This is a genomic window from Alcanivorax hongdengensis A-11-3, assembly GCF_000300995.1.
Taxonomy (GTDB): Bacteria; Pseudomonadota; Gammaproteobacteria; order Pseudomonadales; family Alcanivoracaceae; genus Alcanivorax; species Alcanivorax hongdengensis.
Genome location: NZ_AMRJ01000016.1, coordinates 50483 through 75714, shown reverse-complemented (window position 1 = coordinate 75714; position 25232 = coordinate 50483). Strand labels below are relative to the sequence as shown.

Annotated in this window: 33 protein-coding genes and 2 tRNA genes; 13 read left to right on the top strand and 22 right to left on the bottom strand. The window is 58.7% G+C overall.

Going from position 1 to position 25232, the window contains the following annotated elements:
- Positions 1 to 221 precede the first annotated feature (221 nt).
- The 6 genes from A11A3_RS17460 (at position 222) to A11A3_RS11030 (ending at position 4755) form a co-directional block, all read left to right on the top strand.
- Positions 222 to 554, top strand: a complete 333-nt coding sequence (locus A11A3_RS17460) for a hypothetical protein (protein WP_082810825.1) — start codon at positions 222 to 224, stop codon at positions 552 to 554.
- Between the two features lie 70 nt (positions 555 to 624).
- On the top strand, positions 625 to 1119 hold the full coding sequence (gene radC / locus A11A3_RS11050) for a RadC family protein (protein ID WP_008929384.1): 495 nt from the start codon (positions 625 to 627) through the stop codon (positions 1117 to 1119).
- Between the two features lie 97 nt (positions 1120 to 1216).
- The gene (locus A11A3_RS11045; protein ID WP_008929383.1) at positions 1217 to 2185 is read left to right on the top strand and encodes a DUF932 domain-containing protein; all 969 of its coding nucleotides are present in this window, start codon (positions 1217 to 1219) and stop codon (positions 2183 to 2185) included.
- An 84-nt stretch (positions 2186 to 2269) separates the two neighbouring features.
- Entirely contained in the window at positions 2270 to 2770 is a 501-nt protein-coding gene (locus A11A3_RS11040) for a hypothetical protein (RefSeq protein WP_231874209.1), read from the top strand.
- Positions 2767 to 3774 (top strand): YqaJ viral recombinase family nuclease, encoded by a 1008-nt coding sequence (locus tag A11A3_RS11035; RefSeq protein WP_008929381.1) that lies wholly within the window; start codon positions 2767 to 2769, stop codon positions 3772 to 3774. The genes A11A3_RS11040 and A11A3_RS11035 overlap by 4 nt, the downstream gene beginning before the upstream one ends.
- Positions 3775 to 3870: 96 nt before the next feature.
- On the top strand, positions 3871 to 4755 hold the full coding sequence (locus A11A3_RS11030; protein ID WP_008929380.1) for a recombination directionality factor: 885 nt from the start codon (positions 3871 to 3873) through the stop codon (positions 4753 to 4755).
- On the opposite strand, the gene A11A3_RS11025 is transcribed toward A11A3_RS11030, so the two are convergent.
- Positions 4752 to 5081 (bottom strand): helix-turn-helix domain-containing protein, encoded by a 330-nt coding sequence (locus A11A3_RS11025; protein ID WP_008929379.1) that lies wholly within the window; start codon positions 5079 to 5081, stop codon positions 4752 to 4754. The genes A11A3_RS11030 and A11A3_RS11025 overlap by 4 nt on opposite strands.
- Positions 5082 to 5292: 211 nt before the next feature.
- Between A11A3_RS11025 and A11A3_RS11020 the strand changes: the two genes are divergently transcribed.
- From A11A3_RS11020 to A11A3_RS11010, 3 genes are all read left to right on the top strand, one after another.
- Positions 5293 to 5661, top strand: coding sequence for a hypothetical protein (locus A11A3_RS11020; protein WP_008929378.1), 369 nt, complete (start codon positions 5293 to 5295; stop codon positions 5659 to 5661).
- 9 nt (positions 5662 to 5670) lie between these two features.
- Positions 5671 to 5928 (top strand): hypothetical protein, encoded by a 258-nt coding sequence (locus tag A11A3_RS11015; RefSeq protein ID WP_008929377.1) that lies wholly within the window; start codon positions 5671 to 5673, stop codon positions 5926 to 5928.
- A 73-nt stretch (positions 5929 to 6001) separates the two neighbouring features.
- A complete protein-coding gene (locus A11A3_RS11010) occupies positions 6002 to 6748 on the top strand; it encodes a hypothetical protein (RefSeq protein WP_008929376.1) in 747 nt (248 codons plus the stop codon).
- A gap of 140 nt (positions 6749 to 6888) precedes the next feature.
- Here A11A3_RS11010 and A11A3_RS11005 read toward each other — a convergent pair whose 3' ends face one another.
- From A11A3_RS11005 to A11A3_RS11000, 3 genes are all read right to left on the bottom strand, one after another.
- Positions 6889 to 7092, bottom strand: a complete 204-nt coding sequence (locus A11A3_RS11005) for a helix-turn-helix transcriptional regulator (RefSeq protein ID WP_008929375.1) — start codon at positions 7090 to 7092, stop codon at positions 6889 to 6891.
- A 59-nt stretch (positions 7093 to 7151) separates the two neighbouring features.
- A complete protein-coding gene (locus tag A11A3_RS18230; protein ID WP_008929374.1) occupies positions 7152 to 7820 on the bottom strand; it encodes an inovirus Gp2 family protein in 669 nt (222 codons plus the stop codon).
- A gap of 197 nt (positions 7821 to 8017) precedes the next feature.
- Entirely contained in the window at positions 8018 to 9568 is a 1551-nt protein-coding gene (locus tag A11A3_RS11000; protein ID WP_157375604.1) for a hypothetical protein, read from the bottom strand.
- 156 nt (positions 9569 to 9724) lie between these two features.
- Between A11A3_RS11000 and A11A3_RS10995 the strand changes: the two genes are divergently transcribed.
- The gene (locus A11A3_RS10995) at positions 9725 to 10399 is read left to right on the top strand and encodes a hypothetical protein (RefSeq protein ID WP_008929372.1); all 675 of its coding nucleotides are present in this window, start codon (positions 9725 to 9727) and stop codon (positions 10397 to 10399) included.
- 204 nt (positions 10400 to 10603) lie between these two features.
- Here the strand turns inward: A11A3_RS10995 and A11A3_RS10990 are convergent.
- From A11A3_RS10990 to A11A3_RS10945, 10 genes are all read right to left on the bottom strand, one after another.
- Positions 10604 to 10680, bottom strand: a tRNA-Pro gene (locus A11A3_RS10990).
- A 399-nt stretch (positions 10681 to 11079) separates the two neighbouring features.
- Positions 11080 to 11439, bottom strand: a complete 360-nt coding sequence (locus A11A3_RS10985) for a MerR family transcriptional regulator (protein WP_008929371.1) — start codon at positions 11437 to 11439, stop codon at positions 11080 to 11082.
- Positions 11420 to 11722 (bottom strand): integration host factor subunit alpha, encoded by a 303-nt coding sequence (ihfA, locus tag A11A3_RS10980; RefSeq protein WP_008929370.1) that lies wholly within the window; start codon positions 11720 to 11722, stop codon positions 11420 to 11422. Before ihfA ends, A11A3_RS10985 begins: the two co-directional genes overlap by 20 nt.
- 22 nt (positions 11723 to 11744) lie before the next feature.
- Positions 11745 to 14120 carry a phenylalanine--tRNA ligase subunit beta gene (gene pheT, locus A11A3_RS10975; RefSeq protein ID WP_008929369.1) on the bottom strand — a complete coding sequence of 792 codons (2376 nt, stop codon included), beginning with the start codon at positions 14118 to 14120 and terminating at the stop codon, positions 11745 to 11747.
- An 87-nt stretch (positions 14121 to 14207) separates the two neighbouring features.
- The gene (pheS, locus tag A11A3_RS10970) at positions 14208 to 15227 is read right to left on the bottom strand and encodes a phenylalanine--tRNA ligase subunit alpha (protein ID WP_008929368.1); all 1020 of its coding nucleotides are present in this window, start codon (positions 15225 to 15227) and stop codon (positions 14208 to 14210) included.
- 136 nt (positions 15228 to 15363) lie between these two features.
- On the bottom strand, positions 15364 to 15723 hold the full coding sequence (rplT, locus tag A11A3_RS10965) for a 50S ribosomal protein L20 (protein ID WP_008929367.1): 360 nt from the start codon (positions 15721 to 15723) through the stop codon (positions 15364 to 15366).
- Positions 15724 to 15748: 25 nt separating this feature from the next.
- Positions 15749 to 15943, bottom strand: coding sequence for a 50S ribosomal protein L35 (rpmI, locus tag A11A3_RS10960; protein WP_008929366.1), 195 nt, complete (start codon positions 15941 to 15943; stop codon positions 15749 to 15751).
- Between the two features lie 53 nt (positions 15944 to 15996).
- Positions 15997 to 16551, bottom strand: coding sequence for a translation initiation factor IF-3 (gene infC, locus A11A3_RS10955; RefSeq protein ID WP_008929365.1), 555 nt, complete (start codon positions 16549 to 16551; stop codon positions 15997 to 15999).
- A gap of 128 nt (positions 16552 to 16679) precedes the next feature.
- A tRNA-Val gene (locus tag A11A3_RS10950) sits at positions 16680 to 16756 on the bottom strand.
- Positions 16757 to 16838: 82 nt separating this feature from the next.
- A complete protein-coding gene (locus A11A3_RS10945; RefSeq protein WP_008929364.1) occupies positions 16839 to 17534 on the bottom strand; it encodes a GntR family transcriptional regulator in 696 nt (231 codons plus the stop codon).
- Between the two features lie 164 nt (positions 17535 to 17698).
- Here A11A3_RS10945 and A11A3_RS10940 point away from each other — a divergent pair, with 164 nt between their 5' ends.
- Positions 17699 to 18253, top strand: coding sequence for an HD domain-containing protein (locus A11A3_RS10940; protein ID WP_008929363.1), 555 nt, complete (start codon positions 17699 to 17701; stop codon positions 18251 to 18253).
- A gap of 334 nt (positions 18254 to 18587) precedes the next feature.
- Here the strand turns inward: A11A3_RS10940 and A11A3_RS10935 are convergent, their stop codons facing one another.
- From A11A3_RS10935 to dapA, 6 genes are all read right to left on the bottom strand, one after another.
- Positions 18588 to 19091: a hypothetical protein gene (locus tag A11A3_RS10935; RefSeq protein WP_008929362.1), complete on the bottom strand. Its 504-nt coding sequence runs from the start codon at positions 19089 to 19091 to the stop codon at positions 18588 to 18590.
- A gap of 158 nt (positions 19092 to 19249) precedes the next feature.
- A complete protein-coding gene (locus A11A3_RS10930) occupies positions 19250 to 19483 on the bottom strand; it encodes a DUF6726 family protein (RefSeq protein WP_008929361.1) in 234 nt (77 codons plus the stop codon).
- Between the two features lie 97 nt (positions 19484 to 19580).
- Positions 19581 to 20297, bottom strand: coding sequence for a phosphoribosylaminoimidazolesuccinocarboxamide synthase (gene purC / locus A11A3_RS10925; protein ID WP_008929360.1), 717 nt, complete (start codon positions 20295 to 20297; stop codon positions 19581 to 19583).
- A gap of 32 nt (positions 20298 to 20329) precedes the next feature.
- Entirely contained in the window at positions 20330 to 21103 is a 774-nt protein-coding gene (locus A11A3_RS10920; RefSeq protein ID WP_008929359.1) for an MBL fold metallo-hydrolase, read from the bottom strand.
- Positions 21103 to 21711 (bottom strand): NlpB/DapX family lipoprotein, encoded by a 609-nt coding sequence (gene bamC, locus A11A3_RS10915; protein ID WP_008929358.1) that lies wholly within the window; start codon positions 21709 to 21711, stop codon positions 21103 to 21105. Before bamC ends, A11A3_RS10920 begins: the two co-directional genes overlap by 1 nt.
- Complete coding sequence (gene dapA, locus A11A3_RS10910) at positions 21711 to 22592, bottom strand: 4-hydroxy-tetrahydrodipicolinate synthase (RefSeq protein WP_008929357.1); 882 nt, start codon at positions 22590 to 22592, stop codon at positions 21711 to 21713. Before dapA ends, bamC begins: the two co-directional genes overlap by 1 nt.
- A 185-nt stretch (positions 22593 to 22777) precedes the next feature.
- On the opposite strand from dapA, the gene A11A3_RS10905 reads away from it, so the two are divergent.
- Positions 22778 to 23305 (top strand): glycine cleavage system transcriptional repressor, encoded by a 528-nt coding sequence (locus tag A11A3_RS10905; RefSeq protein WP_008929356.1) that lies wholly within the window; start codon positions 22778 to 22780, stop codon positions 23303 to 23305.
- 20 nt (positions 23306 to 23325) lie between these two features.
- Positions 23326 to 23790, top strand: coding sequence for a thioredoxin-dependent thiol peroxidase (bcp, locus tag A11A3_RS10900; RefSeq protein WP_008929355.1), 465 nt, complete (start codon positions 23326 to 23328; stop codon positions 23788 to 23790).
- Here bcp and A11A3_RS10895 read toward each other — a convergent pair whose 3' ends face one another.
- Together A11A3_RS10895 and A11A3_RS10890 are read right to left on the bottom strand one after the other, a co-directional pair.
- On the bottom strand, positions 23791 to 24885 hold the full coding sequence (locus tag A11A3_RS10895; protein ID WP_008929354.1) for an AI-2E family transporter: 1095 nt from the start codon (positions 24883 to 24885) through the stop codon (positions 23791 to 23793).
- Entirely contained in the window at positions 24885 to 25130 is a 246-nt protein-coding gene (locus A11A3_RS10890) for a sulfurtransferase TusA family protein (RefSeq protein ID WP_008929353.1), read from the bottom strand. The genes A11A3_RS10895 and A11A3_RS10890 overlap by 1 nt, the downstream gene beginning before the upstream one ends.
- Between the last annotated feature and the right edge of the window lie 102 nt (positions 25131 to 25232).

The window sequence follows — 25232 nt, the reverse complement described above, 5'->3', positions numbered from 1 at the left end:
GTTGGTGTCCGGATTCATTAGACCACTACACAAGGTCGAAATACAAGGGCAGCAAAACGGCGCTGACTCCCCCTCAATGACTTCCAAGACTTGGCTTAGTATGGCGCCTGACTGCAGAAGACCGACCTGACTCAACCCACTTTCCAAATAATTTCAAACATATATCACCTCCATGAAGCCAGGAAGGAATGGCCTTCCTGGCCCCATCTCATGGAGGTTCCATGATCATTCAATGTCCGTCCTGCCGCTCTATCCGGGTCGTCGCCCTAGGAAATGGCCGCAAGGTCGGCGGTTCTGTAGGCACAGTTGCTGGTGCCGCGAGTGGCATCGCCATGGCCACCAGTGGCGCTCGCGTGGGCGCCACCGTCGGCCTGGCGTTTGGTCCTGCCGGGTCTGCGATTGGCGGCATCGCCGGTGCCGTACTTGGCGGCCTGGCTGGAGGCGTCGCTGGCGGTGAGGCCGGTGCTGCGCTGGGCGCCAAGCTCGACGAGACCTATCTCGACAACCTGGAATGCCTGGATTGCGGGCATAGCTTCCGTCTCAATACCGAGTAAGCCCCATCCCTTCCCCCTTGATCCCGAAGCCCGCCATGTGCGGGCTTTTTTATGCCGTTTTGGAGTTTCTATGGATATCCCCACTTTCGTAAAGAACGAGCAGGGCCTGTACCACGTACAGGGCTGCGTTAAACCCGAGGAGATTATCAGTACCGCTGCCACCATCCTGCTGGATGAACTGACCGGTCGGGAGGCACTCACCTCTCCCACCGATGTCGCCCAGTTCCTGCAGATGGCCCTGGCCCAGGAGAAGAACGAGGTCTTCGCGGCCATTTTCCTCAACAACAAGCACAAGGTGCTCAGTTTCGAACCCTTGTTCAACGGCACCATTGATGGCGCAGCGGTGTATCCCCGTGTGGTGGTACAGCAGGCTCTGGCCTGCAATGCCGCTGCCGTGATCTTCGCCCATAACCATCCCTCCGGGTGCTGTGAGCCCTCCCAGGCTGATCGCACCATTACTACCCGGCTGAAGGACGCTCTGGCCCTGATCGATGTGCGGGTCCTGGATCACTTCGTCGTGTCCCGCTCCGAGTGGGTCAGCTTGGCCCAGCGTGGCTGGCTCTGAGCCTTCGCTCTTCTGCTTTTGCTCTACGCATGCCCCCCCCTCTTCTCACTCGTTAATCCGCCCGCTTCGGGCTCATCGTTATTCCTGGAGATTTACCATGGCACATCTTGTCGAAAGCATGGCCTATGCAGGCCGTACACCCTGGCACGGGCTGGGTAACCAGCTCGCTGCCCAACAACCCCTCAATGTCTGGATGCAGGAAGCCGGCATGGACTGGGAGATACGTGAAACCCCTGTCCGCTTCATTAGCAGTGAGGCCGGTGCGCTCGGCCAGATCTCATCCTTCCCGGATCAGAAGGTGCTGTTCCGCTCAGACAATCAGGCACCTCTGTCCGTAGTGAGTAACCGCTTCAAGGTGGTGCAGCCCCGGCAGATCCTGGAGTTTTACCGGGATCTCACCGAGCGCTCTGGCTTTGAACTGGAAACCGCTGGCGTCCTTAAAGGGGGCCGCAAGTTGTGGGCCCTTGCCCGCACGGGGCAAACGGGTTCCTTGGCAGGCAATGACCAGACCAACGGCTATGTGCTGCTGGCCACCGCCTGTGACGGCACTCTGGCTACCACTGCCCAGTTCACCAGCATCCGGGTGGTGTGCAATAACACCCTGGCGGTTGCTCTCAATGGCGCCGGCCAGGCGGTGAAGGTCCGCCACAACACCACGTTCGATGCTCAGGCCGTCAAGAAGCAGCTGGGGATCTCCGTCTCCGCCTGGGATGACTTCATGTACCGGCTGAAGGCCCTGAGCGAGCGGCGCATCACCCGCAAGACCGCCGAGAAGGTCATGCGCTCGGTCTTCACCGATGTGAACTACTCATCGGGTGACATGCTGGTGAAACCCAACGAGCACGCCATGAAAAAGGCCATGACCCTGTATGACGGGTCCGGTCGCGGTGCGGAGCTGCCGTCTGCCAAGAACACGGCCTACGGCCTGCTGAATGCCGTAACCGAGTTCGTGGACCACGAACGTCGCGCCCGCAGTACCGACAATCGACTGGATTCCGCCTGGTTCGGCAAGGGTGCCCAGATCAAGCAGCGGGCCCTGAGCCAGACCCTGGAACTGGTGGCCTGACTGATTCCCGACTCACTCTTTTCCCTCGACTAAAGCCCGACCCGCTCTGTGCCGGTCGGGCTTTTTATTGTTTGGAGCCTGACCATGACAGAACCTAATCACGATAACCGTGTGGGCCCGGAAGCCAGACTCTCTGCGCCCCCCCTCTCCCCGCATCTGGCCGCCATCTGGGGCGCCTTTCTCCATGAGGGGATGATGCTGAACAAGGAGCGCGGTACCCGGCTTCTGGAGATCTGGGGTAATGGCTGTATCGAACTGATCAGCACCCTGTGTGACTTCATCCCCGATATCTGGAAACAGGTGCAACCCTACTGGTACGGCCCGCAAGGGTTTCCTGGGGTGTTCGAGTACGAGGTGGTGTCCATCCTGGGCGAACAGCTGGGCACCTATCTGCTCGACAATGACGGCAATCTGCCATCCAACGCCGACATCCAACAGATGATCACCGATCTGGTAGTCACCTTCTTCAGTCAAGGCGGCAGTCATGAGATCCCCTCGGATCAGACGCCCCAGACCCATCGGCTGATCAATCTCCATGATCGCTTTACCGAGCGGCTGACCCAACTGGAAGGAGGTCACTCATGAGCACTCCCCGCGCTATCAAACCCTCATCCCGTCCGGCCCTGCGTCTGGTGTCCACCAAGGGCATGAACCGGGAGCAGTGGCTCAAGGTCCGCAAGCAAGGTATCGGGGCCAGCGATGCTGCAGCGGCGGTGGGGCTTAACCCGTATCAGTCGCCGCTTGAGCTGTGGATGATCAAAACGGGGCGGGACGGCTTGTTACCAGCCCCCAATCCGGACGACATCCATACCCCGCTGTACTGGGGCAATCTGCTTGAACCCAAAGTAGCGGAAGCCTATGCCAAGACCACCGGCAACAAGGTACGGCGGGTGAATGCTGTGCTCCAGCACCCGGATGCCGACAAGTCCTGGATGCTGGCCAATCTGGATTATTCCGTTGTGGGCAATCAAGAGGTGCAGATCCTGGAATGCAAAACCACTGGCCTTAATGGCGCCAGGCTCTGGGCCGATGGCGTACCGGAATACATCCAGTGCCAAGTTCAGCATCAACTGGCCGTCACCGGCAAGCTAGCGGCGGACGTGGCAGTGCTGATCTGTGGGCAGGAGTTGCAGGTACACCGCATTGAGCGGGATGAAGCCGTCATCAAGCAACTGATCGAGCTGGAGCGGGCCTTCTGGCATCAGGTGGAGACCGATACGCCACCCGATGCTGATGGCTCCGACTCCGCCGATCAGGCCCTGCGGGCACTCTATCCTCGTGACGATAGCGAAACCCTGGATCTCATTGACGACACCGCACTCAACGGCGATTTCAGTGAGATGCTGGATATCCGGGAACGCCTGGCCCGTCTGGCCGAACGGGAAGCCCGACTCAAGCAACGCATCCAACAACGCATGGGTGACGCCGCTCGGGCTTACTTCATGGATGGCCAGGTGAGCTGGAAGCGCAGCAAGGACAGTACAGTGCTCAACACCGACGCCCTGCTCAAGGCTCGGCCCGCGCTACTGCAGCAATTCCCCAAGCATCGGCCCGGCAGTCGCCGGTTCCTGGTCAAGCCCAACGCCTGATCGTTCTCGCATCACCTCACTCAACACGCCACGCCTAACAGCATAAACGCCGGGCCCTGCCCGGCGGCTGTGCGTTTTTTATAACAGGAGACTCCCATGATCAAAGGACTCGCGATTACTCCCCCCGTGATTGGCCGTATCAGTATTGGCCGCATGGTGGAAAAGAACGGCAAGCGTCTGCCGGAGAAAGACGACCAATTCACCATCACTACCCAGATCCAGACCCGGGAGGGCTGGCTACCGCATCCGCTAGATGAGGCCCTGCGCCAGGAGGTACAAGGCAAGAAGCTACGCAGCATTCCCGTCACCCTGCCCTTTAATGATCCGGACTTGAACCTGCGGGCGGAGTACACCTTCTTTGAGCGCAAGAGTGGCCGCCCCCTGTGCAGTGGCGACGGGGAGACCTGCCGGCGCCGCACCGACCAGGGCCTGGAGCAGTTACCCTGCCCCTCACCCGACCTATGCGAATTCGGCGCCCACGATCTGTGCAAACCTTACGGGCGGCTGTATGTGCGGATCGGGGAAGAGGATGAACTGGGCTGCTTTGTGTTCCGCACCACCGGATACAACAGCATTCGCACCTTGGCAGCGAGGCTGCGCTACTTCCATGCCATCTCTGGTGGCAACCTGGCCACCCTTCCCCTGGAATTGAAACTGCGCGGGAAGAGCACCACCCAGAGTCACCGGGCGCCGATCTACTACGTGGATCTGACGCTGAGAGCCAATCAATCCATGAAAGAGGCCGTCACCCATGCCCGAGAAGAAGCCAAGGTGATGGAAAATCTGGGGATTAGCCAGGCAGAGCTCGACAAGGTCGCTCAGGCGGGCCTGCTGAATGCCCAGTTCGAGTATGCGGAGGAGGAGGGGTTACAAGTGGTTGAGGAGTTCTCGCACGAGGGATCAGCTCATGCCAGGGAATCCCGTTCTCAATCAACCACTGAGCTAAGTAATAAGCTGGCAGGTAAGCAGGCTGCAGATTAATCCAGTAACGCCTTCAGGCCTTCCTGGCGCCTGTGTGACAGTTTGCGGTAACGCTTTAGCAAATGCGCTTCAGCTTCACTGCGGACTTCCGCGCCGTAGGTACCTGCAGGGTCGGTGACGCCGCCCGCCTCATCTCCACATATCAAGTAGTCCAGAGAAACGCCCAGCACCTGTTTCAGGGCAGGGAAAAGACGAAAACCTGGAGCATCACGACCATTTTCCCATGCGGAAACCGTGGATTTGGTGACATCCAACTCAAAACCCAACTGTTCCTGAGTCAACCCCAATGCCAACCGGGCCGCTTTCAGGCGCTCGGGAAAGCTCATCACGCCCACTCCATCTAACTGATGAAGCAACGCTACGGCAGAGCCATACCTCTGTCGTATCACTACACTTGACCTTAATAGTATTGCATTGCAATACTTTCCGCGTCTTGGATCACATAACCCACCAGCAAGCACCTTCTTTAGGCAGGGCACACTGCTCATGCCTGCCCGGGGATCTCAGGAAGAACCAACTCAAACAAGGAGAAAGACAATGGAAGACTTTGACGCCAGCAATAGCGCTGTAGAGCAACAGGAGCTCAGCAGCATCCAAAAATCCGCTATTGGGTGGGGCATCGCAGCCCTGGTGCTGGCTATCATCATGGTGAGCTACAACAACTCAGCCATGGTGCTGGGGGCCGGTTTGATGGCCAAGATATTCGCAGCCGTCGTGGGAACCGTAACCGGCACTATTGGCGCCTTGATTGGTGACGCTATTCGCCGTTTCGCCAAGCCCGACATGATGTTCACCAGTGGCGGTATGGGATCTCTGATCTGGATCAAGCTGTTCTGGATGATGGGACCGCAAACCGTAGGACTTGTCATTGGCGTAGCCCTGGGCATCAGCCTGGTACTGATGTAAGGAAGCGCTATGAATCAACCCATCAGCATTGCCCTATTAGTCTTCTCCCTGCTTTCTTCCGGGTGCTCGGACGACCCCATGAACAAGGTCAAAGGAGAGTTCCTCGCAGGATGCACGCAAAGCGCCCCTACAGAAATGTGCCGCTGCGCCTTCAATAAGCTGGCTCAGCAGTACTCCATCGAGGAGCTGCAAGGTTTCAGCCAGGGCCGGGGGAATGTCAGACGTTTCTACACCAGTGTCGCTAAAGCTGGCGTGGAATGCCGATGACCCCCTCTTCCTAGCCCGCGACCTACTGCCAGACAGGGTCTTCCCTACCCAATTAACACCCAAAGGTATTCACATGAAACATTCACTCATCAAAACCATCATCATGTCCATGGCTATTTGCTCACTGGCGGGCTGCGGTGAGACATATGACGCAGACAACCCCACCGAGAGCGTTAATGCTCTTAAAGCTGAACTTGAAAACCAAGCAGCGGTAGCTGAGTTCGACGAGCTGTGGGGTATTTACCAGCGGGGCTACGTCAATGACCAGGCAGAAGCCACGGGTCCAGACTACTCTCGTTTCGACGGCATGAACGCTGAAGAGATGCACAAAGAGCTGAGGGAATACGTCGACTGGATCGATGTTAGTGGTATGTTTATCGCTCCTCCTGGTTACATTGAGTCTGTGGAGACTATGGGCGAAGATGCGGCATTAGCCCAAGCGCGAGCTGAAGCCCAAGGTCAACCGTCCGTCGATATCGAAGTCCGTGGTAATACGGTCTATCTGACCGCCACTGAAGACACTGCAGATATCAATGATATCGTGATCAATAGGGGCAATTGCAGAATCCAATCAAACAAACTCGGTAAACGAATTTCACGGGATGAGTATGCCCGCAGGAAAGAAGCGGACCCATCTTACTTCGCGATACAGATAGGCCAAATGGGCCTGTACGCACCGGGAATCTATGAATATATCAAACCCTTTCCGGTAAAAATGAAGTTCGGCCAGAAATTCAAATGGTCCACATACCGTCGCTGCAACATCGTTGAAGTGACAGTAGCCGATGCAAATGGTCAATGGACCTGGGAGTTTCAGTAGCCTATCTCTCTTGAATAAAGTTGCTATCTACACAATATAGAGCCTGTGCATTCTATTGCTTAGATGCACAGGCCTTCTTTTTTTCTTACATGGCCCTCCGCCAGCGTCATCATCAGGAATGACCTCATCGTGGACAACGTCTATTTTCTCTCCTCTCTCAGTTTTTCATCCCGCTTGGCAATCTGCTCGATCACCCACTCCTCCACTTCATCCAGCACCCAGCCCGATGAGCGCCCTCCCAGGCTCACGGGTTTCGGGAATGAGCCCTCTTGGGCGTACTTGTAGATGGATGACCGGCCCAAGCCTGTAGTTTCCATGACTTCTTTCAAACGAATGATTCTCATGAGTTTTCTCCTTCTGCTCATGAGATGAGCCATGGCTGTAAAAAATTAACGAAACCTTGTCAGCGGCGACTGCAGCCAAAGTTGTTCTTGTCATCGCCAAATGGCTTGGTCTTCGATTTCGCGAAATAACTTAACCGATAAAACAGCGCCGAATAATCTCTCCACAGAGACGGAGAGTTGGCATCAACCCGGTATACGCCGTTCTCTACGTAATGGACCAACCCTGCACTATCTTCCCAGGAGCAACCTAAGGCGCTCGCCCAAGCGCTACGCACCCGTTTAGCCATATTTGACGCACCCCCCTCATTCACAGATACGAAAGATCCTAGGTGACGGTAGACATCCCCGTTTAGCAAGATGCAACAATGGTAATGTCGATGGTCTGAGAGGTGTCTTTCTCGGACCCAAACGTAACGAAGCTGGCAGGTATGAACCCGCTGTCCGCATCTGGCTTTACGAAGTTGATGTGCATTTATTTTTGCTTGAAGGGAGGAAAAGAAGCGGGATATTACTTCTGAATCGGGGGCAGCTGCCTGTTTGGGTATGTGTAAATCGAAACGGATAGCCGTGGTTCGCCGGTACCTCTCCACCGCTCTTTTCATGGTTTCCAGAGTCCTCTCGAGATACTGCTCAATGTAGGGGGAGTGCCTGGGCACTAGCCCCAGTCCATTCCACTCTGTGTCGTTGATTAGGGTAAGGTTGCTATTCAGTGTGTGTCGTTTGTTCATCTCTCCATCCTGTGGTTATTGCTCACAGGGAAGGGATGTATGTAATTTATTACTGGGTATTTATGGCCCTTGGGGTGGCGGGGGTATAAAACCTATAAACCTATAACCGACAACCAAATATGCCATTTGCAAAGCTTCAAGCTACTGTTTTCAAAGAAATTCAGGGAACAAACACCAGATTTCACTCTGGAAATGTACTATGCTTTTTCAGTCGGATATTTGTGCCCCCGCAATCTCAGCCCATAGCTTATCCGCTCCTCCTCACTCAGGCTCCGCTCACTGAGATACTTGATAGCTTTACGCCCAGACCCTCCTTGCAAGCTTAGCTTCGAGCCCCCCCAAGGATCATTCCCTTCATCTGGTTTTGAATCGTGCCCAGGCATATTAATGACCCAGCAACCACCCCCTCCAGAGCCTATTCCTTCTTTTGTGGAAATCTGCAAGGTGAGTGCATGCTGACGCCTCAATACCGCTTCCGTTGGGAGAATGAGATATTCAGGCTCCTTCCTCTCTAGCTCATCAATTAGGCATTGGTCTTGCCTCTTAACCTGCGCAATCATGCCTGTAGCATATTTAACCTGCTGCCACACAGCGGTCAGAAATGCTCGCAGCGCCACCTCAACATCACTTTTCTCTGTCGGCTTAAGCTCACCGCGTACTGAATCCTCAAGTTCCTTAAGGTGAGTCAATGAAATAGTACTTTCACGCTCCCCATTCGTTAACAGCATCGATGCGTAGTGATTGATTCGCATCTGCAAGTATGAAGCGGCTAGGGAAAGCTGCTTTTCCTGAAAGTGCCTATCCAGCTGCAGCTTAGGCAGGACCTCAGATGCCTCACAGTCGCCCTGATAACTAAAGTCTGTTTCATGCCAAAAGCAGTCGTCAGTCCATTGGGTTTCAAACCTGATCGCATTCTGGATGCCCGGATAATGACATGGAGGATACCCACCCAAGCCCGAACTGCTATCCCGATACCTTTTTAGGTCGAAATGGACAGCCTTTGCCTCCCTATAAAGCTCTGTGGCCTGACCAAGCCCCGGTGAACACTGAATGATCGTTATTTGATCACCAAAGCCGCCCAAGTCCATGTGTCTCAAGTTAAGAAACACATATCCCGCCACTCGGCCAAACAAGCACTTCCCAGAGAAGCCAGAAACTCTGCCCCTCAGATACCCCTCAGCAGCCAGCTTCGTGAACTGAGACTTCAACTGATCGTCACTGAGCCCTGTCATCCTCCCAAGCTTCCCCATCCCAATTTGAGCAGCGCCACTTTTATCTGCATTTAAAAGCAGAACAGCCAGGAGGGTGCGATTTTCCGGAGTCAGGCGCGTCTTCCGCGTTCCGCGGTTAGAAGGAAACTCGCCCATGAACACATGTTCAATTTTTTCTTTATGGAGGAAAGCGTGGTCAGCTAATTGGGCCACTAATACATCCCAGAAGCCACACGACACACTCAACCGCAGCGAAGGACGCCCCGGTCCATTTGCCGACCTCTTCTCCAGCAAAATCCCCGAACGAACAAGCTCATCAACAGCCCGTCTAACAGATCTTTCGGACTGATAAAAATCCCGAGCATAGGCTGCCATTTGCCTCATGGACTCTTTAGACTCTTTAGACTCTTCGTAGTCTTTAATAAACCGGCACAAGAAATAACGACTCGCCGCACTCAGTCGATCAAGACCATATTGCTTACGACATCCGCTGGGAACTTGAAGAGGAATTAGCCACACCCCCATACTCTCACCCACACAACCTCCAATAAATAGCAATAATACCCCCCCTAATTTTATCTTCCAATTTCTTTATGCTACATTTAACGTTAAATGTAACGTTACATTTAACGTTACATTTAACGTTAAATGTAGCGTGTCAGCAGTGTCTCGAAAGAGCCAGGGGAGAGGCGAATGAACAAGGCCGTAAAGACACCAGGCCAGTGGCTAGACAATGACCCCAAAATGATAGATTGGCTTAATGGCTACATCACAAGAAATCCATGCAAGGGAGTCATGCTGCTTCCACCGAGTAGCCATGAGCGCCTCGTCGACTATCTAGAAAAGTCTCTCAAATCGAGAGACAGCTCATACCTTCAGAGGGCCAAACAAGCGTGGCGAGTCCATCAATCCAGGGAGGGGAAAAATCTAAAGCAGGTTCATTTGGAACTCTCTAAGCGCGAGATCAAGGTACTCGAAACGCTGGCCAAGAAAGGGGGCAATGGGAGAACAAGTGTAAGCGCGGTTGTCGCAGAGCTGATTCGATTGGCTCTAAAGGATGAGGAAAAAAAGAAAGCCACAATCAAGGAGGCCAAAGAAGAAGCCAAGCGACAGATACTTGATCAACAGCAATCAAATTGCCCTTTTATCCCTCTTGTCACAGCCAAGGAAGCGCAAACACTACGCGACTCCATTGCCGCAAAAGACCAAGAAATCCAGGCCCTAAATAAGCAACTAGCCGAACTTTCAACAACCCCACCACCGCCCGAGCCACAAGGTGACGGAGATACCCGAACGCCTATGGGAGAAGACGTGAGTCAGCCAACAACATCACCTCCCTGGAGAGGGTCCAAAGGTAGTCTATTCTAAAATTGACGACCATCGCGGCACACACGCTTCACAAGGGCATAAAAGCCACCCATGGTAACCATGAAACGGCAACCAAATAACGGTAGCGATCGAGAAACGGCAACCAAACGGCAACCAGATCGTAGAAAAGATGACAGGCGCCCAGAAATGAAAAAGGCCAGTCATCTCTGACTGGCCTATCTCATTGTTTTTCCGACCTTAATTTGGTCGGGACGGGAGGATTCGAACCTCCGACCCCTTGCACCCCATGCAAGTGCGCTACCAGGCTGCGCTACGCCCCGAGATGCTTGGTAGGCGGTGCTACCAAAGCGGCGAGCATCATAGCGGATTTGCTGGGGGGATGGAACCAGTAAGGTGTTGTTTGGTTAGGGTTTGAGCGTTTGGGTGGGGACCCCCTCTAGCTCCCCCTCGGTGAGGGGGAGGATTTGGGTGGTTGACCGTCTGGCTCGCCCTTGGCGAGGGGGAGGATTTGGGTGGTTGACCCCCTCTGGCTCCCCCTCATTGAGGGGGAGGATTAAGAGCGGAGCCTGCTCTGGCTCCCGCTTGGTAAGGGGAGGAGGTTTGGGTTGCCTTTCTGTAGATCGCGTTTTGACGGGAATGGGGGTCGCGACTCTAGCGTCGCTCCTACGGGGGGGGTGGGTTGTGGGATGTGAAAAAGCCCCGGGGTGCGGGGCTTTGGGTTAGCTGGCTTTGAGGACGTCGAGGACGTCTTCCAGTTCCACGATCATCTGTTTGATCAGCTGGTGGTACTGGGTGGCCTGTTCGGCGTTGGCGCCGCCGGTGAGTTGTTGCCGGGCGCCGCCGATGGTGAAGCCCTGGTCGTACAGGAGGCTGCGGATCTGGCGGATCATCAGCACGTCCTGGCGCTGGTAGTAGCGGCGGTTACCGCGGCGCTTGACCGGCTTGAGCTGGGGGAATTCCTGCTCCCAATAGCGCAGCACGTGCGGTTTCACGTCGCACAGGTCGCTGACTTCGCCAATGGTGAAATAACGCTTCCCCGGGATCGCCGGCAGTTCGTCGTTATGACTTGGTTCCAGCATAGGCCTCAACCCGTTGTTTTAATTTTTGTCCTGGACGGAAGGTCACAACCCGGCGGGCGGTGATGGGGATTTCCTCACCGGTTTTCGGGTTACGGCCTGGCCGTTCGCTCTTGTCCCTGAGATCAAAATTGCCGAAGCCAGAGAGTTTCACGGGCACGTTGTGTTCCAGCGACTGGCGGATCTCTTCAAAGAACATTTCCACCATTTCCTTGGCTTCACGCTTGTTGAGGCCGAGCTCTTCGAACAAACGCTCTGCCATATCCGCTTTGGTCAGCGCTCCCATCAATCGCTCCCTACCCTTTTCATCAATCCCTTAAGGCGGCGTTAAACTGTTGTTTTAACTGGGATACTACGGCATCCACCAGGTCATTGACTTCCTGGTCCTTAAGAGTGCGTGAACGGTCCTGGAAGGTCAAGCCCAGGGCCAGACTTTTGCGATTTTCGCCGATGCTATCACCTTGATATATATCGAAAATCCGCACCCCGGTGAGACGTTCGTCACAGGCAGCATGGACGGCGGCGATCAATTCGCCGGCGGGCACGTCATCGGCAACCACGAACGCCAGGTCACGGCGCATGCGCGGCTGGTCGGAAACACCGGCGAATTGCGGCAGTACGCCCTGCTGCAGCGGCGCCAGCTCCAGCTCGAAGGCGTAGAGGTTGGCGGGCAGGTCCAGCTCGGCGGCCAGGCGCGGGTGAATGCGGCCCAGGTGGCCGACCAGGTGGCCGTTACGCTTGAGCGCGGCGGTCTGGCCCGGGTGCAGGGCCGGGTGTTCACCCGCTTCAAAGGCGAAGGCGCCCGGTTCGGACAGTTGCAGCAGTGCTTCCACGTCGCCCTTGAGGTCGAAGAAGTCCACCGGGCGTTTGCCTTCCCAGTTCTGCGGCTGGGCGCTGCCGAACAGCAGGCCGGCCAGCATGGGGGTCTGGGTGAGCCCTTGCTTACCGGGCACGAAGCGCAGGCCGGTCTCGAAAAGGCGCAGGCGCTCGGCCTGGCGGTTGAGGTTGTGGCGCGCGGTGCTGAACAGGCCGGCCAGCAGCGTGGTGCGCATGGCGCCCAGGTCGGTGGAGATGGGGTTGAGCAGCGGCAGCGGCTCCACCCGCGGTTCCACCTGCTTGAGCAGGCCGGGCTCCACGAAGGAGTAGGTGATGGCTTCCAGGTAGCCGCGGTCGATCAGGGTGTCGGCCAGGCGGCGCACGGCCACCTGGTGCTCACCGACACTCTCGCCGGAGGGGGAGCCGGCGGGCACGCGGCTGGGCAGTTTCTCGTAGCCGTAGATGCGTGCCAGTTCTTCGATCAGGTCCGGTTCGATGGCCATGTCGAAGCGCCAGCTGGGCGCCAGCACGGTCCAGGCCTGGCCGCTTTCCTGGGTGGACACTTCCATGCCCAGGCGGCCGAGGATGTCTTCCACCTGCTCGGCGGGCAGGCGCATGCCCAGCAGGCCTTCAATGTGGTCGGCGTGCAGGTCGATTTCCGCCTGGGCCGGCAGTTGGGCTTCGTCCAGCGCTTCGCTGACCGGGCCCGGCTGGCCGCCGGCGATCTCCAGGATCAGGGCGGTGGCGCGCTCGATGGCGTCGTTCTGCAGTTGCGGGTCCACGCCACGCTCGAAGCGGTGGGAGGAATCGGTGTGCAGGCCGTAGGAGCGGGCCTTGCCGGCAATGGCCAGCGGTGAGAAGAAGGCGCACTCCAGGAAGATATCCCGGGTGTCGGCGGTCACCGAGGACGGCTTGCCGCCCATGACGCCGGCCAGGGCCAGGGCGTCGCTGTCGTCGGCGATCACCAGGGTGTCGTCGCGCAGGGTCAGTGCCTGGTCGTCCAGGGTCAGCAGTTTTTCGCCGGCGTTGGCCTGCCGCACGGTGATGCCACCGTTGAGTCTGGCCAGGTCAAAGGCATGCAGGGGCTGGCCCAGCTCCAGCAATACGTAGTTGGTGACATCGACAATCGGGTCGATGGTGCGCAGGCCGGCACGGCGCAGACGCTCGACCATCCACAGCGGGGTGGCGGCGCTGACGTTGACGCCCTTGATCACCCGGCCCAGGTAGCGCGGGCAGGCGGCGCTGTCGGCCAGTTTGATGGTCAGGGTGTCGTCGATGGCCGGGGCGACCTTGCTGATGGCCAGTTCGGTGAGCGGGCTCTGGTTCATCACGCCCACTTCCCGGGCAATGCCACGCACGCTCAGGCAGTCGGCACGGTTGGGGGTCAGGTCCACTTCGATGATGGCATCATCCAGGGTCAGGTAGTCGCGCACATCGGTGCCCACCGGGGCATCGTCGGGCAGCTCCATGAGGCCGTCGATCAAATCTTCCAGGCCCAGTTCGGAGGCGCCGCACAGCATGCCGAAGGATTCCACGCCACGCAGTTTGGCTTTCTTGATCTTGAAGTCACCGGGCAGCACGGCGCCCACCTGGGCGAAGGGAATTTTCAGGCCTTCGCGCACGTTGGAGGCGCCACACACCACCTGGGCGGTGTCGGTGCCGTTGGTGACCTGGCAAACGCGCAGTTTGTCGGCGTCCGGGTGCGGTTCGCAGCCGATCACCTGCCCCACCACCACACCGGTGAAGGCCGGCGCCGCCGGTTCCACGCCGTCCACTTCCAGGCCGGCCATGGTCAGTTGTTTTACCAGGGTGTCGGTATCGACCGCGGGGTTCACCCACTCACGCAACCAGGCTTCATTCACAAGCATGTTCAAATCCTTACAAGCAACTTGTTACCGCAGCGGGCAGGTAAACGTTTATCTCGGTGCGCCCTGTCACCGCTGCGGTGAAATGTATTAGCTGAACTGGGACAGGAAACGGGTGTCGTTTTCGAAGAACAGCCGCAGGTCGTTGACGCCGTAGCGCAGCATGGTGATGCGCTCGATGCCCATGCCGAAGGCGAAGCCGGTGTATTCACTGGCGTCCACGCCGCCGTGCTCCAGCACCTTGGGGTGCACCATGCCGCAGCCCATGATCTCGATCCAGCCGGTGTGGGAGCACACCCGGCAGCCTTCGCCACCGCAGCTCACACAGCCCACGTCCACTTCGGCGCTGGGCTCGGTGAACGGGAAATAGCTGGGGCGGAAGCGCACCGGCAGGTCTTCCACTTCAAAGATGAAGCGCAGGAACTCGGCCACGGTGCCGCGCAGGTCGGCAAAGGTGACGCCCTTGTCCACCAGCAGCCCTTCCACCTGGTGGAACATGGGCGTGTGGGTCAGGTCGGAGTCGCAGCGGTAGACGCGGCCCGGGGCGATGATGCGAAACGGCGGCTTGCCCTCTTTCATCACCCGCACCTGCACCGGTGAGGTGTGGGTGCGCAGCAGACGGCCATCGCCGAAGTAGAAGGTGTCGTGCATGGCCCGCGCCGGGTGATGGGACGGGATATTGAGGGCCTCGAAGTTGTGGAAGTCGTCTTCCACTTCCGGGCCTTCGGCAATGTCGAAACCCAGGCGCAGGAAAAAGTCTTCAATGCGGCGGCGCATGCGGTTGACCGGGTGCAGGTTGCCGGGCATTTCGCCACGGCCCGGCAGGGTCACATCCACGGTTTCGCTGGCCAGCTGCTCGGCCAGGGCGGCCTCTTCCAGGGCGCTTTTGCGGGTGGCGATGGCATCCTGCACTTTCTGCTTGCCATCGTTGATCACCGCACCGGCCTTGGGGCGTTCCTCGGCGCTGAGCTTGCCCAGGCCCTTCATCAGGGCGCTGATTTCCCCCTTCTTGCCCAGGTATTTGACGCGCACGTCGTCCAGGGCACGAATGTCGCCGGCCTGCTCCACCTCTGCCAGGGCAGCGTCGACCAGGGCATTGAGATTTTCCATTGAAGACTCCGCAGTCTTTAAATCAGCGGTTAGCTAGTCGCTTCCAGCTGCTACTCTTGTTCCAAATAAAAACGGGGGAAGAGCGCGAGCTCTTCCCCCGTTGAGTATGCTGTTTCGTTTACGACGAAACAGTGAATCAGGCGGCGAGACTCGCTTTGGCTTTTTCGGCCAAAGCGCTAAAGGTCGCCTGATCGCGGACAGCGATGTCCGCCAGTACTTTACGGTCGATGTCGACGGAGGCTTTTTTCAGGCCGTCGATCATGCGGCTGTAGGACAGGCCGTTCAGACGCGCGGCGGCGTTGATACGGACGATCCACAGACGACGGAACTGACGCTTGCGAACCTTACGGTCACGGTAAGCGTACTGACCGGCTTTGGTAACGGCCTGTACCGCTACACGGAATACACGGCTGCGGGCACCGTAGTAGCCTTTAGCCTGCTTGAGAATTTTCTTGTGCCGACGACGGGCCTGCACACCACGTTTTACTCGTGCCATTGTCTAGTCTCCAGATCCGTATCAGTTATGCGTAGGGCATCATGCGTTTCACAAGAGCCACATCATTCTCGTGGACTTCCTGCTTCGGACGCAGCTGACGGATAGTCTTGGAAGACTTCTTGGTCAGAATGTGGTTTTTGAATGCCTGCTTGCGCTTGAAACCGGAGGCGGTTTTCTTGAAACGCTTGGCAGCCCCACGATTTGTCTTGATTTTAGGCATGGTACCTTCTCAAGTTGGTTAATTAATGCAGCAACGCGTCCCGGTGGAAGGCGTTACTTCTTCTTTTTGCCCGGGCTGATCACCATGATCATCTGGCGACCTTCCATGTTCGGGCGTTGCTCAACGGTGCCGATTTCTTCCAGGTCCTTCTCGATGCGCTCGAGCAGTTCCCGGCCCAGCTCCTGGTGAGCCATTTCCCGGCCGCGGAAGCGGACGGTAATCTTGGTCTTGTCGCCGGCCTCGAGGAACTTCTTGAGGTTACGCAGTTTCACCTCGTAGTCGCCGATATCGGTGCCGGGACGGAACTTGATTTCCTTGACCTGAGTCTGGCGCTGCTTCTTGCGCCCCTCTTTGGCCTTCTGTTTCGCCTCAAACAGGTGTTTGCCGTAATCCATGATTCGGCAAACGGGCGGTTCCGCACCAGGGGAGATTTCCACCAGATCCAGCTGTTTTTCGGTCGCCTTGTCCAGTGCTTCCTGCAGGCTGACAATGCCCACCTGCTCACCGTCCACATCGATCAACCGAACTTCGGTTCCCTGGATTTGCTGATTTGTACGGGCGCGTTGCTCGCGGCCCTTGCCTCCACGCTTAATGTCGTGAACCTCCAATCTGTTTAATCGAATGGGGCGGTTACGCCACGCCCCGGGAATAGCCGCGCATTTTATGCCACCACAACGGGCACAACAACCCCAGCCCTGGAGCTGGGATGCGACTGATTCCGAACAATAATGAAATCTGGTAGGCACGAGTGGATTCGAACCACCGACCCCCACCATGTCAAGGTGGTGCTCTAACCAACTGAGCTACGTGCCTGCAGAGGGGCGCAATTCTATGTAGACCGGCGCCCGAGGGCAAGCCCCCGGGAGCACTAAAGTGTGATTTTTAGTGGATTTTTCTATTTGCGGCGCCGCGAGCCCCAGGCGGTCTCGATCTGGCGGGCCCGGGTGATGGACTCTTCCACCAGTTCCGACTGGTGCTCGGCGAACTCGCGGATGATCTCCAGGGCCGAGCGCACGTCCCGGCGGAAGATGGTTTCCACCAGGGCCTTGAAGAACGACAGACACTCCTTGATCTCGTCGGGCTCCAGGTGCAGGGCCATGAAATAGGCCCGCTGGATGGCCGGCTGCAGGTTGATGAGGATATCTTCCACGTAGGCGTTGCGGGCATAGGGATAGGTATGCTCGAGAAACTGGAAGCTGAGCACGAAGAAGCGGTCCAGGTCGCGCTCTTCGGCGGCCATCTGCAGGTTGTGCACCAGACCGATGAACTCATCCAGGTCTTCCTCGCGGACCACCTTGATGGCCTTGCGGATGACCAGCCCCAGTAGCACCTGCACCAGCTCGTAGAGGCTGCGCACATGGGCTTCGGACATCTCCTTCACCACCGCGCCCCGGCGCGGCAGGATGTCGATCAGCTGGCGGCGCTGCAGGATCAGCAGCGCCTCGCGCACGGAGCCGCGGCTGACTTCCAGCTCACCGGCCACGCGCAACTCCTGGATGCGATCACCGGCCAGCATGTCGCCGCGGATGATCTGCTCTGCCAGGTGGGTGGCGATCTGTTCGGAAAGACTTTCCTTGGCCTTGAAACTCACTGCGCCTACCTTTGTTGAACAATCGGTTTAGCCTTGTCTGACTATAGTACAGTAAATAGCAACCACCAAGGCTGGAATTGCCAACTCTTTCCCGTCATGCTTCAGACTAATAATGACACACTGATTGCCCGCCCGAACGGGCAACCCCTGCTGACGGTCCGTGAATGAGCGAAACCAGCCAACGCCTGATCACCGAGCTTCCCCTTGTGGATGCCCTGTTCGACGAGCATGCCGAGCGCTTCGGCAAGCAGCAGAGCGCCTACCGCAACCACGTCTACCGGGTTATCAATCTGGTGCTGGCCCAGCGGCCGATCAACGACCAGGAGCTGGAGCAGCTGCAAATCGCCGCCTTTTTCCATGATGCCGGCATCTGGCTGGCGGGCACCTTTGATTACCTGGAGCCCTCTGCCCGGCTGGCCGACCATTATCTGGAAGAACACCAGCGGCTGGACTGGCAGGAGCGCATCCGCGCCATGATTTTCAACCACCACAAGCTCAGTGCCTATGCCCGTGGCGCCGACGACCTGGTGGAGGCCTTCCGCCGGGCCGACTGGATTGATGTGTCGCTGGGGCTGTTGCGCTTTGGCGTGCCCATGGCACGCATCCGCACCATCAAGCACAAATTCCCCAACACCGGCTTCCACCTGTTGCTGGCCAAACTGAGCGGCCAGCAGCTGCTCAGCCAGCCCTGGCGCCCCCTGCCCATGCTGCGTCGCTGAGCCACTTTCACGGCTCTGAAAAATTACTCACAGTATCTGTGGATAACTCTGTGAACAGACTGTCAGGAACCGTCGCCAGCGCCCATCATTGCGGCACTTTCATTAAAATGATGAAAAAGTACCCACCTTAACAAGTTATTTAAAATCAATAACTTACAAAGCTGTTCAGAAAATCAACAAGTTAGCCGTGGAAGCTGGCAAGCCATGTGAAGGTTGTATGAATACTGTGCACAACTGTCGCCCCCGAACGGGGCAAAACGGCGGCAAGAGGCTGGCGCGCCGGCGAGCAGGGGTCACCGGCGCAGGGGGTTGATGATCACGGCGAGAGGGGCTGTTAGCGGCGCAGGCTGAAGCTCACACCCAGTACCACGGTGGGCTCCACGTCCAGATCGTACTGGTCGCGCTCTTCCGGGGTGTCACAGCGAGAGGCCCGGTGGTAGTCCTCGCAGTCCAGCGGCTCCATGGCGCCCATGGCGGCGCTGACGGTCCAGCGGCTGTAGGGCGTCACCCACTGGTGGCCCAGCTCCAGGCCCACGCCGAGACGTTCATAGTGGCGCTCACCGCCCAGGTCACCCACCAGCACACCGGAGTAGAAGCCCTTCTCGGCCATCTTGCCGCGCTCCAGCTTGTGCCGCCAGCCGGCCACCCAGCGCAGCTCTTCGGTGTCCAGGCCACCGGAATCCAGGTAATAGGCGGGCATGCCGTAGAAGCTGTTGCGTTTGCCGGCCCATTCCAGGTTCAACCCGGTCAGGCCGTTGAGATACCCCAGACCGATCAGGGTGTCCGCCGATGCAGACAGGGGGAGAAGCAGAAAAAGCGGTAGCAGCCACAGGCGCATGGTCAGGACCCCGTTTATTGTTGTTATGGCCGGTATCAGCCGGCTCGCCTTGGAAGAAGGCTTATTTTTCACAACCGGCCGGGCGAATACAAGAATATTGTCCGTGCCCGGCGGTCATGACTGGCGTGCGTGGCCCGGCTGGCGGGCCAGCCTGGCGATTACAGCGGGATCTTGTCGATGTTGTCGGCGGTGGCGTCGATGGCGCCATCGACTTTTTCCAGCGCTTCGTCAGCCGGGTTGCCGGCCACCGGAATAATGGAAACCACGGCGCCGACCACGGAACCGGCGGCCCCCACCAGACGCATGGGCACGGTGGCCAGCTTGGTCAGAAAACAGCCACTCAGCGCCGCACCCAGCAGCGCCACGATCAGAACACGGGAAAAGGATTTCATTGCTGACTCCAGTTATTGTTTTGCCGTTGTTATTGTTGTCAGGCGCAGGGAAACGGCCTGCGCCGGGCGATCTGCGCCCGGCGATAATGTCATGGTATCAGTACTCGAAGGTCATGCCTAAACGGCGACCCACTTCCTCATAAGCTTCCACCACGCCACCCAGGCCCTGGCGGAAACGGTCCTTGTCGAGTTTTTCGCGGGTGTCCTTGTCCCACAGGCGGCAGCCATCCGGGCTGAACTCGTCGCCCAGCAGCACTTCACCGTTGAACACGCCGAACTCCAGCTTGTAGTCCACCAGCAGCATGCCGCCGTCCAGGAACAGTTGCTTGAGCACGTCGTTGACCTGGAAGGTCAGCTCCTTCATGCGCGCCACCTGCTCGTCGGTGGCCCAGCCGAAGCTGCGGATGTGGTAGTCGTTGACCATGGGGTCGCCCAGCTCGTCGTTCTTGAGGAAGAACTCGAAGGTCGGCGGGGTCAGGTCCAGGCCCTCTTCCACGCCCAGGCGGCGGCAGATGGAGCCGGCGGAGATGTTGCGCACCACGCACTCCACCGGAATCATGTCGAGTTTCTTGACCAGGGCTTCGGTGGGCGACAGCAGACGCTCGAAGTGGCAGGGAATGCCGGCGGCCTTGAGCTTGTCCATGATGGCGGCGTTGAACTGGTTGTTCACCGCGCCCTTGCGCGCCAGCGCTTCTTTCTTCTTGCCGTCGAACGCCGAGGTATCGTCGCGGAACACCATGATCAGCTGGTCGGCATTGTCAGTGGTGTACACGGATTTGGCTTTACCGGCGTACAGCTCGTCGCGTTTTTCCATGGAAAGGCCCATTACTCAGGTCGGTGGTTAACTTAATGTACGTGCAGCCAGTCAAAGCCCTCGCCCTGACTGGCCACCCGAATGCGTTCACGGCCACAGGTCATCACCTGCTCCACCGCCCCGCGGGCGTGGTCGACCGTATTATTCTGTTCGCTCAGGTGCGAGAGCACCAGATGCTGGAGGCGATCCACGTTGGCCTGGGCCAGCAGGGTCGCCGCCTGTTCGTTGCTCAGATGCCCCAGCATACCGCCCACGCGGCGTTTCAACGAGAGCGGGTACGGGCCCTGGGCCAGCAGATCGCGATCGTGGTTACATTCCAGCACCAGCGCATCGCAATCGCCGTAGGCTTGCACCACGTGCGGCGTCACCGAGCCCAGGTCGGTGAGCACGCCGGTCACCCGCCCCTGCCAGCTGAACCGGTATTGGCACGGTTCGCGGGCATCGTGGGGCACCATCACCGGCAACACCTCCAGGGCCTGAACGGTAAAGGCCCGGCCCGGGCGCACCTCACGCCAGTCGGCACCATCAAAATGGGCGCGCCGGCCACGCACCGCCGCAGCGGTGCCAAAGGAGCTGTACAGCGGACAGCCGAACTTGCGGGCCAGCGCCCCGGCCCCGCGCACGTGATCGCCGTGCTCGTGGGTAATCAGGATGGCGCTGATGTCCGCGCCACTGAGGCCCAGCCGGCCCAGGCGCTGCTCGGTTTCCTTGACGGTAAAACCGCAGTCGATCAGTGCCAGGGTATCGTCGGCCTGCACCAGGGTGGCGTTGCCCTTGCTGCCACTGCCCAGGGAGGCCAGACGCATTACTGCAGTTCCTGGTAGATACTGTCCAGAATGGCCTGCCCCGGGGTCTTGTCCACCAGCGCCGTGCCTTTACGGTTGAGGACCGCCACCTGAATACCGTTGGTGGTGTGGCTCAGTTTCAGCTGAGCCTCACTGTCCTTGAGCTTGTAACGCTCGGGCACCTTGAGGAAGTAGATACCCACTTCGCGGTCCCGGTCGCTGATTTTCAGGTCGGTCTTCTTCAGCGCATCGCCCACATACTCCCAGGCCCAGGCATAGCGGGTGGACAGCATGATGATCGGGTAGCCGTTGCCATCCTTGCTGAGCAAGGCATGGGTCGGCTGGTCCTTGGGCGCCGGCGGGGCGTCCTTGTCGCCACCGGTCTGGCTGGCCAGGGACACCAGCTGCGGCGGCTCCGGCGGCTCGAACTTTTTCTCGCCTTCGCGGGGGCCGGTCAGGCGGTCTTCCTGATCGGGCACCTGGTAGATCGGCGATTCACCGATGAAGACGCCGCCTTCGGGCACCTCGATCGGTTTGAGAACCTGTGCGTCACGGTATTCCAGACTTTTGTCCGGCAGCCAGCTACAGCCGGCTGCCAGTAGCGCGAGCGTTATCGCCGCTTTTTTCATTATGCCTCCAGCAGGCCACACTGACGCAGGGTTTCGCGCAAACGCGGCTGGGCCGCCTCGGACAGGGGCACCAGCGGCAGGCGAATCCCCGCGTCGATCAGGCCCATTTCATACAGTGCCCATTTCACCGGGATCGGGTTGGCTTCGATAAACAGATCACGGTGAAGGGGTTCCAGTTCCCCATTGAGTTGACGGGCACGGTCGGCGTCGCCGGCCAGGGCCGCTTCGCACATGGCCGCCATCTTGGCCGGTGCCACGTTGGCGGTGACGGAAATATCGCCGTGGCCGCCGGCCAGGATGAAGTCCATGGCGGTGGCATCGTCACCGGAAAGCAGCAGGAAATCCTCACCACAGCGCTCGCGAATTTCCCGGGCGCGCTCCAGGTTGCCGGTGGCTTCCTTGATGCCGATGATGTTGGGCACCTTGCTGAGGCGCTCCACGGTTTCCGGCAGCATGTCGCAGGCGGTGCGCCCCGGCACGTTGTAGAGAATCTGCGGAATATCCACGGCCCGGGCCACGGCCAGGTAGTGCTGGTAGAGGCCTTCCTGGGGCGGCTTGTTGTAGTAGGGCGTGACCAGCAGGCAGGCATCGGCACCATCGCGCTTGGCATCGCGGGTCAGGCGAATGGCTTCCTCGGTGCTGTTGGCACCGGTACCGGCAATCACCGGCACCCGGCCGGCGGCCAGGTTGACCACTTCGCGGATGACGTTGTCATGTTCCTCAAAACCCAGGGTGGCGGATTCACCGGTGGTGCCCACGGCGACAATGGCACGGGTGCCCTGCTCCACGTGCCAGTTAACCAGGTTGCGCAGACGTTCCCAGTCAACGGAACCGTCGGTACGCATGGGGGTGACCAACGCCACTATACTGCCGCGAATCATGCCTAATCTCCTTTCTCAGCGGTATCGCAGTGACTGCGCCGCGTCGGGCCCTGTGGTGGGGTGAAGGGCGCTATGGTAAACCTCGCCTTGACGGTGAACAAGGGAGCCATAAGCTGTCGACTCCCTGCTACACTGATGCCTCACCGGCCGACCGCATCGGCCGGGACGAATAAGAGGAATACGCCATGGAATCATTGATGGTCATCTCTGCCCTGGGTTCGGACCGCCCGGGCATCGTGCAGGCCCTGTCACGGGCCGTGCTGGACCTGCAGGGCAACATTCTCGACTCGCGCATGACGGTGCTGGGCGGCGAATTCGCGGTGCTGATGCTGGTCAGTGCCGGTGACGCCGGCCTGGCCCAGCTGGAAGCCTCCCGCGAGAGCCTGGAGCAGCAGCTGGATCTGCTGATCACCCTCAAGCGCACCCACAAGCGCAACGACCAGGCCGCCGCCCTGCCCTACGAGGTGGACGTGGTGGCCATGGACAACCCGGGCATCGTCCACGAGATCGCCAATTTCTTCTCGGTTCGCGGCATCAGCATCGAGGACCTGTCCACCGGCACCTATGCGGCGCCGCACACCGGCACGCCCATGTTCAGCCTTCACCTGGTATTGCGCATGAACGCTGAACAATCCGTGGCCCTGCTGCGCGAAGCCTTCCTGGATTTCTGCGAGGCCCGCAATCTGGATGCCAGCATGACGCCCAAACGTTAACCCCGATTCAAGGACTCACCATGACAGTAACCGTCGGCAACCCGGTTCCCGATTTCACCGCCCCGGCCACCAGCGACACCACCGTGACCCTGTCCGAACTGCGTGGCAAGAAGGTGGTGATCTACTTCTACCCCAAGGACAGCACACCGGGTTGTACCACCGAGGGGCAGAACTTCCGTGACCTGTATGACGCTTTCCAGAAGGCCAACTGCGAAATTTTCGGGGTGTCGAAGGACTCCATGCGCCGCCACGAGAACTTCAAGGCCAAGCAGGCCTTCCCGTTCGAGCTGATCAGCGACGAGGACGAAAACGTCTGCCAGCTGTTCGACGTGATCAAGCTCAAGAAGCTCTACGGCAAGGAGTACCTGGGCATCGAGCGCAGCACCTTCCTGATCGACGAGGATGGCGTGCTGCGCGAGGAATGGCGCAAGGTAAAGGTCAAGGAACACGCCCAGGCGGTGCTGGACGCGGTCAAGGCGCTGTAATCAGACGTCCTGTTCCGAGGCCTCCGGCAGCGGCTGCTGGTAGGCCTCGTTGCGCGGCCAGGCATTGATCACCGCCTTGATCAGCGTGGCCAGCGGAATGGCAAAGAACACGCCCCACAGCCCCCACAACCCGCCGAACAGCAAGATGGCCGTAATGATCGCCACCGGGTGCAGGTTGACCGCCTCGGAGAACAGCAACGGCACCAGAATATTGCCGTCGATGAACTGGATGATGCCGTAGGCCAGCATCACCAGGGCGAAGTCACCGCTCCAGCCGAACTGCACATAGGCCACCGCCGCCACCGGCAGCGTCACCACCGTGGCGCCGATGTAGGGCACCACCACCGACAACCCCACCAGTACCGCCAGCAACACCGTGTAGTGCATGCCCAGCAACAGGAAGCAGACAAAGGTGGTGGCCCCGACCAGCAGAATCTCGATGGCCTTGCCGCGCACATAGTTGGCGATCTGACCGTCCATTTCCTGCCAGACATGGGAAAGGATACGCCGGCGCCGGGGCAGGAAACTGATTACCCAGTTGAGAATGGCGTCCTTGTCCTTGAGAAAGAAATAGACCAGCAACGGCACCAGCACCACGAACACCATCAGCTCCACCAGGTTGGGGATGGAGGCCAACGACACCGTGAGCATGGACTGGCCGCCCTGGGCCACTTCCTTCTGGATCAGATTGACCAGCGCATCCACCTGATCCATGGACACCATGTCCGGGTACCGCTCGGGCAAGGCGCGCAGCCAGATCTCACCGTTCTTGAGCATGTAGGGCAGCTGGTCACGTACCAGCAGCAGGGTTTGCCGCCAGACCATGGGCAACAGCACCACCAGGGTGGACACCAGCATGCCCATGAACAGCACGAACACCAGGTTGATGGCCAGCAGAGAGCGCATGCCGTGCCTTTCCAGCGCGTTGACCAGCCCCTGCATCAGGTAGGCCAGCACAATGGCGGTGAGCACTGGCGCCAGCATGCCGCCGAAGAAGGCAATCACCAGGGCGCCCACCACCAGCACCACCAGCAGATAGACCGCCTCTTCATCGGAAAAATAGCTGTCGGCCCAGTTCTTCAGGATTTGTAACATCAAGGCTCCTCGCCGCGGCGAATCAAGAAGGTGTAGCCGTCATCATCATGCTGACAGCGAACTAGCTGGTGCGGGGATTGTCCCAGATAGGCGGGAATATCCCGGCTGGACGCCTCGTCCGTGGCGGTGACCGAGAGTAGCTGACCCGGCGCCAGATGGCGCAGGGCCTGCCGGGTTTTCAGTAGCGGCAGCGGGCATTGCAGGCCGCTGGCATCCACCAGGAGATCCACTGGTTGGTCAGACATGAGCGTTTTGTGGGCTCCGTGCTCGATTCCGTTTTCACCTGCCGGCATTATAGTGTGCCGAAGGGCCGCTGAATAATCCTGCACGTGCAGGAAGCACAACAC

Coding starts and splice junctions, on each gene's coding strand:
- A11A3_RS11045 (WP_008929383.1), top strand. CDS start 1,217: ATGGCACATCTTGTCGAAAGCATGGCCTATGCAGGCCGTACACCCTGG.
- A11A3_RS10920 (WP_008929359.1), bottom strand. CDS start 21,103: ATGCGTCTGGCCTCCCTGGGCAGTGGCAGCAAGGGCAACGCCACCCTG.
- A11A3_RS11005 (WP_008929375.1), bottom strand. CDS start 7,092: ATGAGAATCATTCGTTTGAAAGAAGTCATGGAAACTACAGGCTTGGGC.
- A11A3_RS10935 (WP_008929362.1), bottom strand. CDS start 19,091: ATGCGCCTGTGGCTGCTACCGCTTTTTCTGCTTCTCCCCCTGTCTGCA.
- A11A3_RS11030 (WP_008929380.1), top strand. CDS start 3,871: ATGATCAAAGGACTCGCGATTACTCCCCCCGTGATTGGCCGTATCAGT.
- A11A3_RS11040 (WP_231874209.1), top strand. CDS start 2,270: ATGACAGAACCTAATCACGATAACCGTGTGGGCCCGGAAGCCAGACTC.
- A11A3_RS11015 (WP_008929377.1), top strand. CDS start 5,671: ATGAATCAACCCATCAGCATTGCCCTATTAGTCTTCTCCCTGCTTTCT.
- A11A3_RS18230 (WP_008929374.1), bottom strand. CDS start 7,820: ATGAACAAACGACACACACTGAATAGCAACCTTACCCTAATCAACGAC.
- pheT (WP_008929369.1), bottom strand. CDS start 14,120: ATGCTTGTGAATGAAGCCTGGTTGCGTGAGTGGGTGAACCCCGCGGTC.
- ihfA (WP_008929370.1), bottom strand. CDS start 11,722: ATGGGAGCGCTGACCAAAGCGGATATGGCAGAGCGTTTGTTCGAAGAG.
- pheS (WP_008929368.1), bottom strand. CDS start 15,227: ATGGAAAATCTCAATGCCCTGGTCGACGCTGCCCTGGCAGAGGTGGAG.
- dapA (WP_008929357.1), bottom strand. CDS start 22,592: ATGATTCGCGGCAGTATAGTGGCGTTGGTCACCCCCATGCGTACCGAC.
- A11A3_RS10930 (WP_008929361.1), bottom strand. CDS start 19,483: ATGAAATCCTTTTCCCGTGTTCTGATCGTGGCGCTGCTGGGTGCGGCG.
- A11A3_RS10940 (WP_008929363.1), top strand. CDS start 17,699: ATGAGCGAAACCAGCCAACGCCTGATCACCGAGCTTCCCCTTGTGGAT.
- A11A3_RS11035 (WP_008929381.1), top strand. CDS start 2,767: ATGAGCACTCCCCGCGCTATCAAACCCTCATCCCGTCCGGCCCTGCGT.
- A11A3_RS10890 (WP_008929353.1), bottom strand. CDS start 25,130: ATGTCTGACCAACCAGTGGATCTCCTGGTGGATGCCAGCGGCCTGCAA.
- A11A3_RS11020 (WP_008929378.1), top strand. CDS start 5,293: ATGGAAGACTTTGACGCCAGCAATAGCGCTGTAGAGCAACAGGAGCTC.
- A11A3_RS10905 (WP_008929356.1), top strand. CDS start 22,778: ATGGAATCATTGATGGTCATCTCTGCCCTGGGTTCGGACCGCCCGGGC.
- bamC (WP_008929358.1), bottom strand. CDS start 21,711: ATGAAAAAAGCGGCGATAACGCTCGCGCTACTGGCAGCCGGCTGTAGC.
- A11A3_RS17460 (WP_082810825.1), top strand. CDS start 222: ATGATCATTCAATGTCCGTCCTGCCGCTCTATCCGGGTCGTCGCCCTA.
- purC (WP_008929360.1), bottom strand. CDS start 20,297: ATGGAAAAACGCGACGAGCTGTACGCCGGTAAAGCCAAATCCGTGTAC.
- rplT (WP_008929367.1), bottom strand. CDS start 15,723: ATGGCACGAGTAAAACGTGGTGTGCAGGCCCGTCGTCGGCACAAGAAA.
- A11A3_RS10995 (WP_008929372.1), top strand. CDS start 9,725: ATGAACAAGGCCGTAAAGACACCAGGCCAGTGGCTAGACAATGACCCC.
- A11A3_RS11025 (WP_008929379.1), bottom strand. CDS start 5,081: ATGAGCTTTCCCGAGCGCCTGAAAGCGGCCCGGTTGGCATTGGGGTTG.
- A11A3_RS10895 (WP_008929354.1), bottom strand. CDS start 24,885: ATGTTACAAATCCTGAAGAACTGGGCCGACAGCTATTTTTCCGATGAA.
- bcp (WP_008929355.1), top strand. CDS start 23,326: ATGACAGTAACCGTCGGCAACCCGGTTCCCGATTTCACCGCCCCGGCC.
- rpmI (WP_008929366.1), bottom strand. CDS start 15,943: ATGCCTAAAATCAAGACAAATCGTGGGGCTGCCAAGCGTTTCAAGAAA.
- A11A3_RS11010 (WP_008929376.1), top strand. CDS start 6,002: ATGAAACATTCACTCATCAAAACCATCATCATGTCCATGGCTATTTGC.
- A11A3_RS10985 (WP_008929371.1), bottom strand. CDS start 11,439: ATGCTGGAACCAAGTCATAACGACGAACTGCCGGCGATCCCGGGGAAG.
- radC (WP_008929384.1), top strand. CDS start 625: ATGGATATCCCCACTTTCGTAAAGAACGAGCAGGGCCTGTACCACGTA.